15 protein-coding genes are annotated in these 15912 nt (G+C 64.2%); 7 read left to right on the top strand and 8 right to left on the bottom strand.

Going from position 1 to position 15912, the window contains the following annotated elements; translation table 11 throughout:
* Positions 1 to 42: 42 nt before the first annotated feature.
* The 7 genes from KFK14_RS15865 to KFK14_RS15835 form a co-directional block, all read right to left on the bottom strand.
* Positions 43 to 1077, bottom strand: coding sequence for a DUF7146 domain-containing protein (locus tag KFK14_RS15865; protein WP_212608322.1), 1035 nt, complete (start codon positions 1075 to 1077; stop codon positions 43 to 45).
* 62 nt (positions 1078 to 1139) lie between these two features.
* Positions 1140 to 3248: a ParB/RepB/Spo0J family partition protein gene (locus KFK14_RS15860; RefSeq protein WP_212608321.1), complete on the bottom strand. Its 2109-nt coding sequence runs from the start codon at positions 3246 to 3248 to the stop codon at positions 1140 to 1142.
* Between the two features lie 172 nt (positions 3249 to 3420).
* A complete protein-coding gene (locus KFK14_RS15855; protein ID WP_212608320.1) occupies positions 3421 to 4617 on the bottom strand; it encodes a DUF932 domain-containing protein in 1197 nt (398 codons plus the stop codon).
* 181 nt (positions 4618 to 4798) lie between these two features.
* Complete coding sequence (locus KFK14_RS15850) at positions 4799 to 5431, bottom strand: Fic family protein (RefSeq protein ID WP_246524667.1); 633 nt, start codon at positions 5429 to 5431, stop codon at positions 4799 to 4801.
* A 108-nt stretch (positions 5432 to 5539) separates the two neighbouring features.
* Positions 5540 to 6040, bottom strand: a complete 501-nt coding sequence (locus tag KFK14_RS15845; protein WP_212608318.1) for a hypothetical protein — start codon at positions 6038 to 6040, stop codon at positions 5540 to 5542.
* A 3-nt stretch (positions 6041 to 6043) separates the two neighbouring features.
* Complete coding sequence (locus KFK14_RS15840; RefSeq protein WP_212608317.1) at positions 6044 to 6385, bottom strand: hypothetical protein; 342 nt, start codon at positions 6383 to 6385, stop codon at positions 6044 to 6046.
* 26 nt (positions 6386 to 6411) lie between these two features.
* Positions 6412 to 6966: a hypothetical protein gene (locus KFK14_RS15835; protein WP_212608316.1), complete on the bottom strand. Its 555-nt coding sequence runs from the start codon at positions 6964 to 6966 to the stop codon at positions 6412 to 6414.
* A gap of 95 nt (positions 6967 to 7061) precedes the next feature.
* Here KFK14_RS15835 and KFK14_RS15830 point away from each other — a divergent pair, with 95 nt between their 5' ends.
* From KFK14_RS15830 to KFK14_RS15810, 5 genes are all read left to right on the top strand, one after another.
* Entirely contained in the window at positions 7062 to 7694 is a 633-nt protein-coding gene (locus KFK14_RS15830) for a hypothetical protein (protein WP_212608315.1), read from the top strand.
* Positions 7694 to 9031: a hypothetical protein gene (locus KFK14_RS15825; protein ID WP_246524666.1), complete on the top strand. Its 1338-nt coding sequence runs from the start codon at positions 7694 to 7696 to the stop codon at positions 9029 to 9031. The genes KFK14_RS15830 and KFK14_RS15825 overlap by 1 nt, the downstream gene beginning before the upstream one ends.
* Before the next feature lie 66 nt (positions 9032 to 9097).
* On the top strand, positions 9098 to 9691 hold the full coding sequence (locus tag KFK14_RS15820; RefSeq protein WP_212608314.1) for a DUF6088 family protein: 594 nt from the start codon (positions 9098 to 9100) through the stop codon (positions 9689 to 9691).
* On the top strand, positions 9684 to 10700 hold the full coding sequence (locus tag KFK14_RS15815; RefSeq protein ID WP_212608313.1) for a nucleotidyl transferase AbiEii/AbiGii toxin family protein: 1017 nt from the start codon (positions 9684 to 9686) through the stop codon (positions 10698 to 10700). Before KFK14_RS15820 ends, KFK14_RS15815 begins: the two co-directional genes overlap by 8 nt.
* 24 nt (positions 10701 to 10724) lie before the next feature.
* Entirely contained in the window at positions 10725 to 12143 is a 1419-nt protein-coding gene (locus tag KFK14_RS15810; protein ID WP_212608312.1) for an ATP-dependent nuclease, read from the top strand.
* Positions 12144 to 12169: 26 nt separating this feature from the next.
* Here KFK14_RS15810 and KFK14_RS15805 read toward each other — a convergent pair.
* A protein-coding gene (locus tag KFK14_RS15805; protein ID WP_115288562.1) for an IS3 family transposase occupies positions 12170 to 13296 on the bottom strand; the annotation gives its coding sequence in 2 pieces (ribosomal slippage) (positions 12170 to 13065 and positions 13065 to 13296; 1128 coding nt in all).
* A 101-nt stretch (positions 13297 to 13397) separates the two neighbouring features.
* On the opposite strand from KFK14_RS15805, the gene KFK14_RS15800 reads away from it, so the two are divergent.
* Together KFK14_RS15800 and KFK14_RS15795 are read left to right on the top strand one after the other, a co-directional pair.
* Positions 13398 to 13910, top strand: a complete 513-nt coding sequence (locus KFK14_RS15800; protein ID WP_212608311.1) for a hypothetical protein — start codon at positions 13398 to 13400, stop codon at positions 13908 to 13910.
* Positions 13911 to 13914: 4 nt separating this feature from the next.
* Entirely contained in the window at positions 13915 to 15894 is a 1980-nt protein-coding gene (locus tag KFK14_RS15795; protein WP_212608310.1) for a UvrD-helicase domain-containing protein, read from the top strand.
* The last annotated feature ends 18 nt before the right edge of the window (positions 15895 to 15912 follow it).

The following is a 15912-nucleotide window of genomic DNA, read 5'->3' as shown; positions in this document are numbered from 1 at the left end:
CTCCGGGCACGGCGCCGAACCGCAGGCCCGTTCGCCTGCCGGCTATGCCGCCAACGCCATGAAGCGGGCGACGTCCTGCGGTGCGACCTGCAACCGGGCTTCCATGCGCAATGTGTCCAGGCCGAGGGTGCGCAGATCCTCGTTGAAGTCGCCCAGCTCAGGCGAGATGACAATCGCCTCGATCCCGACCGCGTTCGCCCGTTCGATCAAGCTATCGCGCGCCCCGTCGCCGGCCGGATCGTTGTCGCGGACGATGTAGAGCCGCCGCAGCGTGTCGGGGAACAGGATGGCGGCGAGATGCGCCGCTGAGAGCGCCGCCAGCATCGGCATTTCGGGAAGGACCTGGCGGAGCGACAGGACGGTCTCGATGCCTTCGCCGGCCGCCATCACCTCGCCGCGGAGGCCGAAGTGAACAGCGTTGCCGAGAAGATCGCCCATTGCCCGCCTCGGCGTGTCGATCGGCGCCTTGTCGCGTCGGCGGGGATCGAGCCAAGTGCGATGCGCCCCGGTGATCTTGCCGTCGAGGTCGGTGACGGCCGCGATCATCGCCGGCCAGGTCTCGGTCGGCGATTGCTCGTCGGGCCGATAGTAGCAGCGCGGGTGGAAATGCAGGCTTCCGGTTCCGCGTAAATTCGTAATGCCGCGTTTCCGTAAATACGCCTGTACGAGCGTGCCGTAGATTGGCTGCGACATGTGAACCAGCCGGCGCGCCGCTTCGGGGGAGCCCTGCGGGGTCGGGCTTTGCCGCGGTTGCTGGTGCGATTCCGGCTCCGGCGGTGGCATGCTGAGGAAGGTCCGCGCCTCGTGCGTGACGTCCTTGAAATCGACCAGGCCGCAGCTTTCGCGGATGACGTCGAGGAGATCGCCATGCTCGCCGGTCGCCGCGTCGGTCCATTTGCCGGCTGGGCCTTTGGGCGTGTCCTTCAGCCGGACGTACATCGAGCGGCCGGGCGTGTTACGCACATCGCCAACCAGCCAGTAGCCACCCTCGCGGCGTCCGCTGGAGAGGTAGTGCCGGCACACCGTCTCGGCACGATCGGCAAGGCGACGTGCAAGATCATGCGGATTTTGGGTCATGGTCGTTTCCCATGCGAAAAGGCCCGCCGTCTCCGGCGGGCCAGTCTCGCAAGTCGTTGACGTTATTCGGCCGCGACCGCGTGGGGAGCGGCGTCGGCGATCTCATCTTCCGCGAGCGGCTCGTCTTCGACCATGGCCGTTTCGCCGCCGATTGCCGTCGATTGTTCGTCCGCCTCAACAGATTCGTTGCTCACGGTGGGCTCGACATTCGACGCGCCCCGATCGGCGGTGCGCAACGGTTCGGGCAACCAGCCGGTATCGGCGAGCAGCGTCTCCGCCTCGGCCGCCATGTCGCCCTTCTTCAGATGCTCGATCCGATCGGCGGCGCGTTGCCCCTTCGCCTGGGAAACCGCCTGAAGGATGCCAGCCTTCGTCACCCTGCCGAGGAAGTTGTCCACGGTCGGCTTCCACCCGGCCGCCGCCATGTCGAGGTCGACCGACTGCGCCAGCCGGTCGGCATGGGTGGCCGCACGGGGCCGCCGGTTCCAGGGCTCGTACACCGCGTTGACCGAAAGGCTGACGATATGGGCGAACAGGCCCGCCTGGCTGTCGCCGTCCCATTCCTGCAGCGCGTCCCACAGGTCGGCCGATTCCTTGGGAAGCGCCTTCGACCAGCCTTCGTGCCGAGCCCGGATCTCCTCGGCCGATGCGCTGTCGTTGAGCCCCGGCGCCTGCGTCCCGAAGCTGACGCTCTTCAGATCGAGTTCGAGGCAGCTATCCGAGCCGTAGTGGTAGAAAGTCTTCAGCGTCAGGACGTGCAGGGCTGCGACGAAGGCGACGTCCGGTCGCTCGCCGAGTGCGTTGCGCAGGCCAAGCGTCCGGTGCGAGGTCAGCTCGGTCATCAGGCGGTCGGATATGGGCGAGAGACCCTCATCCTCCTCCGGCTCGGCGTCGGGCTCCGCCGTCGCGACGGCATCATCGCCCTCGTAGCTGGCGGCCATAGCCCGTTCGTCGTCACCGTCCGCGTCCGGCTCGGACCCAGGCTCGGCCGGCAATTCGTCTTCCGGTCGGACATAGCCGCGCTCGACGCGAAGCTGGCCGTCGGCGCCGATGCTGACGAAAGCACCCGCGCGAGCGATCTCGGCGGCGTCGAACACCGCGGGACGGTTGTCGAAACCCTCGATCAGCGTCTCCAGCTCCGACAGGCGCTCATCCACTTCATTCGGAAGCTCGGAGGCGTCCTGGTATTCCTCGGACAGCCGGTCGAACTCGGTCTGCAGCGCGTCGCGGCTCGCTTCCTCCTCGGCCGACAGCGGCATGGCCTCGCCGCGAAGCTGGCGCAGTCCGAAGGCGTGTCCATAGGCGAAGTCCGGCGCGACTTCGATCCACTTCCAGCCCTGGGCGGCGATCGCCTCGGCGTCCGCCTTCAGCTTATCGGCAACCATCTGGTCGATCAGCGGAACATCCTGCAGCCAGCCGCCATCATCGCCCTGGAACAGGTCGCGCAGCACCTTGCCGCCCGCCGCCACATAGGCGTCGAGGCCGATGAACTGCACCCGCTTGTCGGAAGCGCGGACCGCACCCTCGGTCAGCATGCGGCGGATGACGTAGGGCTGCTTGTCGTAAGAGGCTTTCAGCCGGTCGAACACCTGCTCCTGACGCTCATGGTCACCGGAGACGGTGAAGGCCATGAGTTGGTCGAGCGTCATGCCGTCGTCGACATAGACGTCGAGCAAGGCTGGCGAGACCGACGCAAGCTTCAGGCGCTGCTTCACCACGTTGACGGAAACGAAAAACGCGGCGGCGATCTCTTCTTCGGACTGCCCTTTCTCGCGCAGCGCCAGGAAGGCCCGGAACTGGTCAAGCGGATGCAGCGGTGCGCGCTGGACGTTCTCGGCGAGCGAGTCCTCCTCGGCGATGCCGCTTTCGCGAACGATGCACGGCACCGGCGCGGTCTTGGCGAGGCGCTTCTGCTTCACGAGCAGCTCCAGCGCCCGGTAGCGCCGGCCACCGGCCGGGATCTCGAACATGCCGGTCTCAACGCCGGCCTGGTCGACGACAGCGCGCACGCTGAGGCCCTGCAAGAGGCCTCGGCGGGCGATATCGTCGGCTAGCTCCTCCACCGAGACGCCGGCCTTCACGCGCCGGACGTTCGACTGGGAGAGCAAGAGCTTGTTGAAGGGGATGTCGCGCGAGGGCGAGAGGGTGATCTTCTGAACAGGGGTAGCCATCGGGATGTACTCCGCGACGAGCGCCGAAAGCCTCTCTCTCAGCACCAACTCGTCACGAAGCGCAGCGCCGCACTCTCACTCTGGAGCGCAGCGCCGCAGAACCGACGATCAGGAAAGACAGAAAAGCACGAAGCCGGAGACACGCTTTTCCGCATCTCCGGCTTTCCGGGAGTCAGGCCACCCGGTCGAGCAGCTTCTTCGCGCGCGCCTCCAGGTCGAGCCGGGCGTCCTGGTGGGTCTTGTCGCGCGCGACGGCGGTGATGCCCTGCACGAAGTCGAACACGCTCTCAGGTTTGCGCCCTTCCTCGGCCAAGACGGTCTCGATGATCTTCGCCGTCTCGGTCTTCGAGAAGCCGCGCTTGCGCAGAAACTCACTACGATCGTCGTCGGTGCGGGCCACGATCTTATCCCGCGCCGCTTTGATGCCGTTGACGAAGGCCATCGGCGAGGAATTGGCGAAGCGGGTTAACGCCGGCGCCGCTTCGTGGGCGAAACGCGAGGCGGCATATTTCGAGTGGCGGATGGTGATCTCCTCGAAATCCTCGACGCCCCAGAGATTGCGGTTCTGGCAGACGGCGCGGAGATAGAAGCTCGCCATGCCGAGCGTCTTCGCGCCAACCTCCGAGTTCCAGCAATAGAAGCCACGGAAGTAGAGGTCGGGCGAACCGTCGGGCAACCGCCCAGCCTCGATCGGATTGAGATCGTCGACCAGGAAGAGGAAGACGTCCCGATCGGAGGCGTAGAGCGTCGTCGTGTCCTGGGTGATGTCGACGCGCGGGTTGTAGATGCCCGTCGACCAGTCGAGCACGCCGGGCACCTTCCAGCGCGTGTCTCCGGTGCCGTTGCCGGCGATCCGCTGCACGGCCGCGACCAGCTCGTGGTCGAAGATGCGGCCATAGTCAGGGCCGGTGACGGCGCGCAGCTCGACGCGACCACCTTCGATCTCGAGCGTCTTCACCTGCTCGGCGCGATGGGACGTCAAGCCGTATTGCAGATTGATACCGGCCAGCGGCGCCGGAAGCTGCCGCAGATAGGCCGCAGGCGCGCCGACCAAGCCAGCGAGCTGGCCGAAGCTCCAATGGGTCGGGGCGATCGGCACGTCGGAGCCGGGCAGCATCAGCGCCAGGCGCTCGGCGTTGTCGCGGCTGGCCTCCACCCGGATCGCGGCGCTCTCGACGGTTCGGGTGCGGCTCCGCTCGGTCCGTCCATGCACGAAAGCATAGAGGTCGGACAGGGAGAGGAAGCGCTCGTCCGCCGGCCGTGAAAACCATTCGGAGGACACGCGGCCGATCTGCTCGCCGCGACTCACATCCACCTTGTAGCCGCCAGCGCGGTCGCGAGCGGCGTCCAGAATCTCCACATGGGTCATGGCTAATCTCCATGACGGGCGCCGGAGGCCTCTCCTCCAACCTTCAACCCGTCACGGAAAATCGGTCCGCACTCTCACTCTCGGGGCGTTGCGGGGTCTCCCCGCAGAAGGGGTCGGCCGAGACCTAGGGCTCGACCGCAGGGGAAGGCTTTCCCCTCAAGGACCAGTCCGGAGGCTTCGTCTATGCGTAAGGCGACACCGTCCCGACATGCTTGCGCGGTGCGTTGAACGGACCGTCGAGAAAAAAGGCGAGATATTCGGCCACCAAGCCCAGTTCGCCATTCTCCTCGCCAACGGGCGCTCGTGTAAAAATTTCCAGGGCTGTCGCCAGCAACCGGTCATAGGGCCGCGGATGAATGGCGAAGCGTGCAGAGAGCGGGTAGCCGAATTCGGTTGCCATCGCCGCGAAGATGGCGCGCTGCACATGCCCTTTGCCATCAAGAAACGGGTGGATATTCCCGAACCAGCAGAAGGTGTAGGTCAACGCTATCAGCTTGCCGAAGTCGTCAGTGCTCTCATCGCCAATCAGGTCGCGGGTTTGTCGCAGAAGCTGATCCATGCGGGCGGGCACCTCGCCCGGCAGGCAGAATTCATACTGGTTTCCAGGCTCCATTTGGCTGTCGGCGGAAATCCTCCGATTGGCCAGCGAGGTTCCAGCGGTGCCGCGATAGGCGCCGGCATATTCGCCGTGGTCCGGTGGTGCGAAAGACGCGAACAGCTCGCGATGAAGATCGCGCGGATCGGAGAAGATGGCCTGTCGGCGTTTGGGATCGGCTCCAATTTCCGCCAACAGCGCCGTGCATCGGGTCGTCATCGTGGAATCATAGGAGGGCGCGTTGTGAGCTTGCCAAAGCGGCGGTAGTGCAGTCATTCGATCTCTCCGGCGCGCGCGGCGCCTGCGTTTTTGACGGTGCAGCGCTGTCTAGTGCGAGGGCGCAGAGCTTTCACCGAAGGCGGCCTCGGCCTCCTTCAGGCAGCGATCCCAAAAGGCCATCGCGGCATGAAGGTTCGGTAGAACCGGTCTGCCCATGAGGTCGCGAACCTCGCGCGCATCGAAACCAGCGACGTGAGACACGCCACCCGGCACCGACGGATCGGCGACCACCGCAATCGGACCGAAGGCCTCGCTGCGCAGTTGCAGCCCACCCTGGAATTCCTTCAAGAGGGCATTGCGCGTCGGCTCGATGAAGTCGCCGAAGATCGGATCCCGCTTCCAGGCCGGCCACTGCACCTTACTCCAGGCACGCCGGTCGGTGTCGGCGCAGTCCACCTTCTCGAACACATGACCGACCGAGCGGAGGAGGGCTATGATCGCCACATATTGGGATTGATAATCGGCGACTGGCCGCATCATGCTATCGTCGCGCTGGAAACGGGCGACAAGGTCGCGGACGAAGTTGAGCTGGGCGCGTGCGACGAGCATCGTTCAAAGCGCCCGAAAGGCCGCTTCGATATCAGCGGCCGTGTTGGTGTCGTCGAATGCGTGCAGCACCGCACCAGTCTGAGTGCGGCCGCGGATTTCGATCTTCTCGGTCTCATGGTTGTAGGCGAAGACGTAGGTCTTACCCGCGATGTTCACCCACAGCATATTGGCGGGGCTCCCGGCGAAGCGGCGGATCCGGATGGAATCGGGCTCGCCGCGCCAGATGATTCCGCCGAGCAGCGCCAGGGCGATACCCTTCACCTTGCCGGCATGATGATCGGCACGCCCCATCACGCCGGCAGCGTATGTGTGCAGTTCTTCGACGTCCTTGGCAGTGATCGCCATGTTTCCTCCCCTGTAACGCGCCGTGCTCAGGCTCGGCGGAGCATGCGTTCGATCCGCACGCGCTGATAGCCGTGTGAATGGACCTGCTGGCGCAGTTGCCGAATGTCGCCGATATTGAAGGCCACGGCTGCTTTGAGCGGGCTGGCGAAGGTCGCATAATAGGTCCAGCGGGTGTCGGCAGGCAGCGGCGCGTTTTGCCTGCGGTCGGTTATAGCTACGTCGCGCGGGTCGCTGGTGCTGCGGAAAGCGTGGAACGTGACCCAATCTGGTCGCCGATAGCGCGCCGCCTTGCTGAAGGGCACGGACTGAACCTTCACGTCGGCTTGGTCGAGCACCCAGCCCTGCTGCTCCAGGATCTGGCGAACCATGTGACCGACCATCTGCTTGACGCGATCGGCCAGGATGTCCTCGCGGAATTCGGCGAGGAGCTGTTCCTCGATGCCTTCGACCGCGGGCTTACTGAGTTCGGACGCCGTCTCTAGCCGGGCGACGTTTTCGGGCAGGGTAACAAAGGCCCAGATGCGCTGACCAAGTTCGGACGCATAGAGCGACGCAAATTTCTCGGGGCTATAGGCAAACATGACAGGCCCTCCTTTACCGGGCAAATATGGACGGTTATAAACTCATGTCAATGGCGGGGCGACGAGCGCCCGCTGGTTCCGCCGGGGAGGCTGGGTTGGACTTCGAAGATCTCGTGACGGCCCTGGCGCCACCACCGAACCGGGTCGGAAAATCGGACGGTCCCGACGAACATCATCTTTACGAAGGCGCAGTCATGCTCGCCTACGCGATGCATCTGCTTCGCACGCAAGGCGCGCGAGACGTCCGCATCCATCCCGACGGCGAACACGGAAAGCAGTTCGACTTCGCGGCCTGGCTTGAACGGCGCGAGTTCGCGAAGATCTCCAGCCTCGGCAGCACGGTCTACGGCGGGGTTTATCGAAACCCGGCTGGTCGGACGATCACCGTCCATCCCAAGTCTGGGCTCGGCGACGTCGTCGCCGACGTCGGCAACGGCGTCATTTCGGCCGAGTGCAAAGGCGGCATCATCAACACGCGGCACCCCGGCCAGGTCTCGCGGCTCTATCGCGGCCTTTGCGAGACAATTGGGCTGCTGATGGCGACGCCATCGCGGGGCCGCCAAATCGCCGTTGTGCCGCTGACCGACAGCACCTTGCGCTTGGCCGAGCGGCTCGCGCCCCGCTGCGCATTGGCCGGCATCGAGATCGCCCTTGTCGGTAGCCGCGGCGAGGTCATAGACGTCAAGCCGGAGGTGAGTGTCGAACTGGCGGGCGAAAGGATCGCCTGATGAACGAGGCGGCGACGGGTCCCAGCAGTGCGATGATCTCCGCGATGTCGGACCTGTGGCGGTTACGCCCACCAGGGCCCAACAACATCCTGGCGCATCCGGCCTTCGAGCGGTTGCGCGAAGCGTGTCGTGACGGTTATTCGAACGCCGGCAAGAAGGGGCCGGCCTTTGCGCTTTCAACCGCTTTGCGGGCTCTCGGCCTTCCCTGTGGTCTGCAAAAGGAGACTGCCCATTTGGCCTTGCCGGTAGCAGAGGCGGCAAAGGGCCTTGATGCAGCACTGCGCGCGACAAGCGCCAAACGCGTCCATCTCGTACCGCTCGATCTGGCCGCCGATCTGCCATCGATCGCATTCGGTCCGGCGAAGCTCGGCCGGCTGACCGCGGACGAACTGCGGACCCTCGTTGATGCGGCCAGGCTGAAGCGGCTCTATCCGCGGCAGGATTTCGACGCCGAGCGCTTTTCCGAATTTCACTGGCTGGTTGTCGAGGAAACGGTGGCGCTCGAAGAGGAGCCCGAGGCTCGTGCCGTCCCGGTGCTGTTCATGGACCTGAGCCGAGATCTGGGCCAGATCGAGCCGCACAAGGGGCGATTTCCCGGCGCGGTCGAAGAGGCGCTGTTCTTCCTGCTGCTAGCGCCGTGGGAGAGCTGGTCGACGATGGCGGAGGTCGACTGGCGCGGCTTCCGTGTCCCGTGGGTCTACACCGTCGATGGCGACATCTTTGTCCACCTGAACACTCCGCCGTCGCCGGATACGCTGAGCTGGGAACCTCATATCTACGACGACGGCTATGGCGAGACCATCGAGGAGGAGCGGCCGGTCGAGCTGCGCCTCGAAGACGCCGCCGCAACTGAGTTGCCGGTCTGGGATCAGAGCCGCTGGGCGATTGTCGAACAGGCGAAGCAATCGGTTCTGTTCGAAACACCAATCGTTCACTTCCTGGTCCGCGCGTTCCTGGCGGAGGGCGTTGACGAGTTTCTGGCGCATGTCACGACGATCGAAGCCGCGTTGGGCCTGCGCGCCGACTATCAGAAGAACTTCCGCATGGCGCCCGATCGGCACAAGGGAATGAGCCCCACGAAAAGGATGCGGGGCCGTGTCGCCGGACTGCTGGGCGGCCGTCGCTACGCCGATCAGTATGAGCAGCTCTTCGACGTGCGCAGCGCCTTCCTGCACGGCCGCGCGATGGCAGCCATTTCGACCAAGGAACGAGTGATGGCCCGATCGCTAGCTCGGGAGGTGGTGGAAGCGCTGATCCTCGCCACCCAGGCCGGCCCTATCTCTTCGCGCGAGGACTTTCTCGACGACCTTCTCGATAAGGGCGCGCCGCTCCTCTAGCCGACAAGCCACGCCAAGGTTGAAAACTGTCAGAAAACTGTGTATATTTCTGACAGGAGAATCGCCATGCAGCGCCTGACCGAACAGATTCTTGAGCACGCGAAGCGGTTGCCGGAGGGCACGCCGGTCGCGGCTAAGAGCTTGCTCCACCTTGGCAATCGCGCCGCGGTAGACCAGGCCTTGTCGCGTCTGACCGAGCGGGGCCACCTGCTTCGGGCTGGGCGCGGTGTTTATCTGCTGCCGGTCACGAGCCGGTTCGGCACCCGGGCGCCGTCGGTGGAGCAGGCGGTCGAGGCGCTTGCCGCCCAGCGCGGCGAGGTCATCGTCTCAAGCGGTGCGGCGGCGGCCAACAGCCTCGGCCTTACGACGCAGGTGCCGGTCCGGTCGGTTTATCTAACCTCGGGGCGCACCCGGAAGATGAGCCTCGGCAAGCAGATCGTCGAGCTTCGCCACGCTCCGCGCTGGCAACTCGCCATGGCGCATCGGCCGGCGGGACAGGCAGTTCGAGCGCTGGCCTGGCTCGGCCCGGAAAGGGCCGAGTCGGCCCTCCAGACCCTGAAGCGCAAGCTACCGCCCGCCGCTTTCAGCGAGTTGGTGGCGGCCGCGCCTCAGCTTCCGACCTGGCTCGCGCGCAGCGTAGGGAAGGTCGCCCATGGCTGAAGCCTTCCTCCTTCTTGCGGCCGAGGATCGCCGAGAAGCCCTGAGCGTCGCTGCCGATCGCTCAGGCAGACCGGCGCACCTGCTTGAGAAGGATGCGTGGGTGGTGTGGGCGTTGGCGACGCTCTACGGTTCGCCGCTCGGCGAACATCTAGTCTTCAAGGGCGGCACTTCGCTGTCGAAGGCCTATGGCGTCATCCGGCGGTTCTCCGAGGATGTCGATCTGACCTACGACATTCGCGCGCTCGCCCCCGACCTTGTCGGCGACAATGGTGAAGCGCTGCCGAAAACTCGAAGCGAGGAAAAGCGCTGGACGAGCGCCGTGCGGGAGCGCCTGCCGGATTGGGTGGCGGGGACGGTTAAGTCGGTCATCGCCGAAGCGCTGGCGGGCAGCCCACTGTCAGCGGCAATCCGAGTCGATGGCGAGAAGCTCTTCATCGACTACGAGGCGACAACGGCGGGTTCGGGCTATGTGTCGCCGAGCGTCATGCTCGAATTCGGCGCGCGCTCGACGGGCGAGCCAGCGAGCCTGCGCGATGTCGTCTGCGATGCTGCCGGGCTGGTGGATGGCGTGGTCTTTCCAACCGCTCGGCCAAAGGTCATGCATGCCGAACGGACCTTCTGGGAGAAGGCGACCGCGATCCACGTCTTCTGCCTGCAGGAACGACTCCGTGGTGATCGTTTCGCGCGGCACTGGCATGACGTTGTGCGTCTCGATGAAGCCGGCTTCGCGGCCGCTGCCTTCGCAGATCGTGACCTGGCCAACGCCGTAGCCCGTCATAAGACGATGTTCTTTGCCGAGAAAGCCGCAGACCGCTCTCAGATTGACTACGCCGCAGCCGTGAACGGCGGCTTGCGGCTCGTCCCAACCGGCGACGGCGCCAATGCTCTCGCAGAAGATTACGCGCAGATGGTCGACGATGGGCTCCTCCTTGAGGAAGCCGAGCCTTTTGAGACGCTCATGGAGCGGTGCGCAGATATAGCCGCGCGAGCGAACAGCGCGGCAGCATAAGAAAAACGGGGCTGGGAGGCGGCGGTGTACATTTCCGAAATCTATGCGAGCGGCTTCCGGTGCTTCAATCCGACCGCTCCGTTGCAGCTTAAGCTCTCGCCTGGTCTCAACATTCTCGTGGGACCGAATGACGCCGGAAAGAGTGCCATTATCGACGCTGCTCGCTACGTATTGTGGACGCGTGGCGACGACTATATCCGCCCGGACGAGCACGATTTCCATGTCGACGCCGATGGCGCACGGGGTTGCGACTTCGTCGTTCGCTGCACCTTCGACGATCTCAGCGCGGATGAAGAGGCTCGGTTCCTCGAATGGTGCACCAACGAAAAGGGGAAGCTCCGTCTCCACGTCTGTATGCGGGGCGCTCGGCGCGTTTCTCCTGGCGGTGGCAGCATCATCTCCAGCCAGCACCGCGCTGGCGCCGAGGGCGATGGCCTGCCGCTCGACGGGGAACTGCGCGAGTATCTGAAGGCCACCTATCTCAAACCTCTGCGAGACGCCGAGCGCGAGATGCGAGCAGGGCGCCGGTCGCGCCTGTCGCGAATCCTCGGCGCCATGCCCACGATGGGGCCGCAAAGCAAACCCGCCGCGCAGGGCGGCGATGCAACGCTCCATGACACGCTCACGGCGGCTGATGTGGCTGTCCGAAACAACGCCGCGGTTGGCGGCGTCGCCAGCAGCGTCAACACGGATTTCCTCGACAAGCTTTCATTCGTGGACGATCGCCTCGTCGCGACGCTGGACCTCGGCGCTGGCGGTTCGTTCGATCAAATTCTTGAGCGGTTCGAACTCTACCTGAATGCCAAGGCGGGCACCGAGCGCATCCAGCGCGGCCTGGGCTACAACAACCTGCTATTCATGGCGGCCGAGCTGTTGTTGCTCCAGTCCCATCCCGATCAGGTACCATTTCTGCTGATCGAGGAGCCAGAGGCGCATCTACATCCGCAACACCAGACCCTCTTCATGGAAGTGCTCGCGGCCCGTGCTGCCAAGCCGGACCCCGACAAGGGCGAGACCCATCAGCAGGTCCAGGTGCTACTCACCACCCATAGTCCTCAGCTCGCGGCCGGCGCCGAGCTTGAGACCATGACGATGATCGTCGGCCACCGCGCCTTTCCGCTGGGCGCGACCCATACCCGGCTCGAAGTGGACGATTATGAGTTCCTTCGTCGGTTCCTCGACGCGACGAAGGCCAACCTGTTCTTCGCCCGCGCGCTGATTGTCGTCGAGGGCGACGGTGAGCACCTGTTGCTGCCGGCAATCGCTGAGAAGCTCGACCGTCCGCTCAGCCGTCACGGCGTGTCGATCGTCAATGTCGGCCACCGTGGTCTGTTTCGCTACAGCCGGATTCTGCAGCGTAAGGCCGAGAACGCTATCCCGGTGCCCGTGGCGCTGATCCCCGACAGGGACATCCCGCCGCCCGAAGCGAAAGTGGACTTGTAACGGTTTTGTGCCGGTCACCTATCTCATTATGCCACCTTGGCTTCGAACGCGAGCGGGCTGATGCCGCCTAGATATGAATGGCGGCGACGGGTGTTGTAGAAGCCATTGATGTACTGAAAGATGGCGGCTTCTGCCTGACGCCGCGTCGGCCAGCTCTGCCGCCAGATGAGTTCCGCCTTCAGGGATTTGAAGAAGGTCTCGACGGACGCATTGTCGTAGCAATTTCCCTTGCCGCTCATTGATGGACGCAGGCCATAGGCCTGCAGCTTTTTCTGATAGTCGTAGGAGCAATATTGGCTACCGCGATCCGAATGGAAAAGGCAGCCCTCGGGAGGCTGGCGCAGGCGCACCGCCATATCCAGCGCCCTGATCGCCAGGTCTTTCTTCATCCTGTCGCTGACTGCCCAGCCTACGACGCGACGGCTATGCAGATCGAGAATGACGGCAAGGTAGAGCCAGCCTTCGGACGTCCAGATATAGGTGATGTCGCCGGCCCATTTACGGTTGGGCGCATCTGCGGCAAAATCGCCGTCCAGCCAGTTCGCTGCGACACCCAGGCGATGGTGGCTGTCAGTCGTAACCTTGTGCTTGCGCGTGCGGACTGGCTTGATCCCGTTGATCTTCATCAGCCGCCCGACCCGGCGCTCGCCAACATCGAGCCCTACCTCCTTCAACTCCATCGTCATGCGAGGACGGCCGTAGCTGCCAAGGCTCAGCCTGTACTGTTCCCGGATATGGGCCAGCACTTTCATATCTGTCCGCTCCCGCCTGCTGATCGGGCGCGAGCGCCAGGAACGATAGCCGCGTTCACTGACATCCATGACACGGCAGAGCAGTTCAACGGGCCACCGGTGCCGCCAGCTATGCACAAATGCGAACTTCACGGCCTTTGGCTCGCGAAGAACTGCGTGGCCTTTTTTAGCACTTCCCTCTCCTCCCGCAGCACACGGTTCTCAAGGCGAAGGCGTTCATTCTCACGCGCCAGATCTGCCTGCGGCGCTGAAACCAGATCACTGGGCCGATACTGCGATACCCACTTGCCCAGCGTCGACTTCCCTATCCCCAAATCCGATGCAACCCGATCGCGCGGCAACCCGCTGGTCAGCGCGATCCGTACCGCCTCTTGCTTGAACTCTTCTGTATGCTTGATCATCTCGTCGGTCTCCTGTTGCGAGCTCTAATCGCTCAGGTGACCGGCGCAAAACCGTTACAAGTCCAAAAGACCTTGTCGGCGACCGCAAGACCGAGAACGAGTTGACCCAGGACGGCATCGCAGCGCGGCTGAAGACGCTGCGGCGCGACGTCGGAGACCCTGTCGACGCTTTCATCGCTGATAGCTGGACTCTTGAGTTCGATCTCGCGCTCCGGCCCGAGCTTGCCGAGAGCGTTCACCAGGCGGTCCAACTCGCAAAGACCAGCAGTCGCAAGCCCGAGCGGCTTGCGAAGATTGTGGAGAAGGCCAGCGAGACCTACGCGGGTTGGAAAGAGGCGAGCCTCTCTGCGACCGAGATTGCCGTCAAGATCTACCAGCCCGTCCATGACAAGGAGGCCTCCAAGGCCGAAGTCGCCGAGCAACTCGCCGCAATACTGCGCAAACGTAGCGATACGCCGGAGCAGATGCGCGATCGACTCCCGCCCTATCTGGTGCGCGCGATCGACTACGTGACCGGTGGCTATGTCCCCGGGGCACCGGCGATCGCTGCCGATCCGGAAGACGAAGAGGTTGGCGTCGCTGGTATGCACGGCGCCGCCGCGGCGGGGGCATAGCGCAATGTTCGAGATCCTGCCGCTCACGCCTGAACTGCTTGCTGAACTTGGTGACGAGCTGGGCGGCTGCGATTTCACCGATCCTAGCCAGATCGACTTCTTGGCCAAGGCCGCTCCCTGTGACGTGCAGGCGGCACCGGGCAACGGCAAGACGACACTGTTGGCGGCGAAGCTCGCGCTGCTGTCGCGCAATTGGACGACCCGCAGGCGCGGCGTATGCGTCATCTCGCACACCAACGCGGCGCGGACCGAGGTCGAAGATTTGATCGCCAGCCATCCGACTGCGGCGCGGCTGATGGCCTATCCTCATTTCACCGGCACGGTCACGGCATTCATCAACCAGTATCTCGCCTTGCCCTATCTTCGAGGCCTGGGCTGGCACGTGCGCCAGATTGACGACGATGCTTTCGCGGCTGAGGCCTTGCGGCGCTATCCGTCGTTCTGGGCACTGAAAAAGCAAGCCGAGAGGGCCAGCGCAACTGTCGCCAAATGGGTTGGTAATCTCACGCTCGATCCAGCCTTCGATGACGTAAGGCAAGAACCCGAAAGCCTGATAGTGCAGCGGCAAAAGGGTCAGCATGGTGCTGATACAGATTGCGGCAAGGCGCTATCAAAGCTCAAGGCCGCGATGGTCAAGAGTGGGATCTATCGCTATGCCGACATGACTGCGCTCGCGTGGCGTGCGCTCCGTGAAAACCCGGGTCTGGCCGAGCGGCTTCGCGATCGGTTTCCGCTCGTCATTCTTGATGAGGCGCAGGACACGCATGGCGACCAGCTCCGGCTGCTGGAGCACGTGTTCAAGCAAGGCGGGGCGGCGTTCCAGCGTCTCGGGGACAGCAATCAGACGCTATACGAGGACGATGGAGCTGCACCGGCATATTGGACGCCGGGCGCCGACTGCATCCCTCTCGATACGAGCCGCCGGTTCGGCGGGGAGATCGCCAGTTTTGCAAGCCGGCTGACCGCGCGCCAGGCTCAGACCATTGTCGGGCTGGGCCCACGGCCGGCGTCGCGGGTGATGTTCCTGTTCGATGAAGCTTCGATCGGTAGGGTTCTTGGAGCCTTCGCCGAAGAAGCACGCGCGCTGTGGGGTGGCGATTGCAGCACGCGCGACGTTTGGGCGGTCGCGTCGCGCCACAATCTGGCCGGCAAGAAAGGGGCATGGCGGCCTAAAAGTCTCGTCGACTATCATCCCGCATATCGCAGTGAGGGCGGGTCTCGATCAAAAGCGAATCTCTTTTGCCGGCAGCTTCAGAAGGCTGCCGTGCACTATGCCGCGGCGCGACCGCCCGCAGAGGTCAGTGAGATGCTCGCCGCGGGGGTGTCGGGGCTGGCGCGGGCTCATGGTTGGAAAGCGGCGAATGATCGTCCGATCACCGCGCACAATGTCTGGGCGGCGATGGCGCATCGCGACCTCGGGTTGCCCCGCACTGTGCGTCGATTGTTGCGGGACCATGTGCTTACCGGCGCTGCGGTGTGGGAAGAGGCGGCATGGCTGGCATTTATGGCAGCGTTGCTACCACTGTTCAGTCCGGCTCCCCAGGGCTCCGAGGGCGAGATCGCGGACTTTTGCACCTTTGTCGCCGAACAGAAGGCCGATCTTGCCGACCCCGAGCGCCGCTCCACGAAACAGGTTCAATTCGACGATCTCACGTTGCGGCTGGGGTCGATCCACTCGGTTAAGGGTAAGAGCGTCGATGGCATTCTCGTCCTTGAGAGCGAGATTTGGAAAGGCAATAGCGCGGACGAGCAGTGCATCGACCTGACCACGGTGCTTCCGCGTGCGTTCGGCGTTACCAATGCGCCATTCACCGGGGTGGGGCTCACCGCCGCGACAAACGTCTTCGTTGGCGTCACCAGGCCCCGCGAGCTGCTCGGGCTTGCGCTGCGCAAATCCGAAGCAATGGCCTTGATCGGGCCCGCCACAGACCAGGGATGGAAACTCGTCGATTTGGTCGCGCAGGCCGCGGAGCTTGGGCAATAGCGGGCCAGTGTAGACCAG

The sequence above is a fragment of the Sphingobium phenoxybenzoativorans genome, assembly GCF_018286635.1.
Lineage (GTDB): Bacteria > Pseudomonadota > Alphaproteobacteria > Sphingomonadales > Sphingomonadaceae > Sphingobium > Sphingobium phenoxybenzoativorans.
Note: the sequence above shows the minus strand (reverse complement) of the source record. Positions and strands in the feature narration are given on the sequence as shown.

Bases quoted from the DNA above. Each gene is read 5' to 3' on its own strand.
- KFK14_RS15850 (WP_246524667.1), bottom strand. From the start codon at position 5,431: ATGACGACCCGATGCACGGCGCTGTTGGCGGAAATTGGAGCCGATCCC.
- KFK14_RS15855 (WP_212608320.1), bottom strand. From the start codon at position 4,617: ATGACCCATGTGGAGATTCTGGACGCCGCTCGCGACCGCGCTGGCGGC.
- KFK14_RS15840 (WP_212608317.1), bottom strand. From the start codon at position 6,385: ATGGCGATCACTGCCAAGGACGTCGAAGAACTGCACACATACGCTGCC.
- KFK14_RS15795 (WP_212608310.1), top strand. From the start codon at position 13,915: ATGTTCGAGATCCTGCCGCTCACGCCTGAACTGCTTGCTGAACTTGGT.
- KFK14_RS15815 (WP_212608313.1), top strand. From the start codon at position 9,684: ATGGCTGAAGCCTTCCTCCTTCTTGCGGCCGAGGATCGCCGAGAAGCC.
- KFK14_RS15860 (WP_212608321.1), bottom strand. From the start codon at position 3,248: ATGGCTACCCCTGTTCAGAAGATCACCCTCTCGCCCTCGCGCGACATC.
- KFK14_RS15845 (WP_212608318.1), bottom strand. From the start codon at position 6,040: ATGCTCGTCGCACGCGCCCAGCTCAACTTCGTCCGCGACCTTGTCGCC.
- KFK14_RS15865 (WP_212608322.1), bottom strand. From the start codon at position 1,077: ATGACCCAAAATCCGCATGATCTTGCACGTCGCCTTGCCGATCGTGCC.
- KFK14_RS15835 (WP_212608316.1), bottom strand. From the start codon at position 6,966: ATGTTTGCCTATAGCCCCGAGAAATTTGCGTCGCTCTATGCGTCCGAA.
- KFK14_RS15820 (WP_212608314.1), top strand. From the start codon at position 9,098: ATGCAGCGCCTGACCGAACAGATTCTTGAGCACGCGAAGCGGTTGCCG.
- KFK14_RS15825 (WP_246524666.1), top strand. From the start codon at position 7,694: ATGAACGAGGCGGCGACGGGTCCCAGCAGTGCGATGATCTCCGCGATG.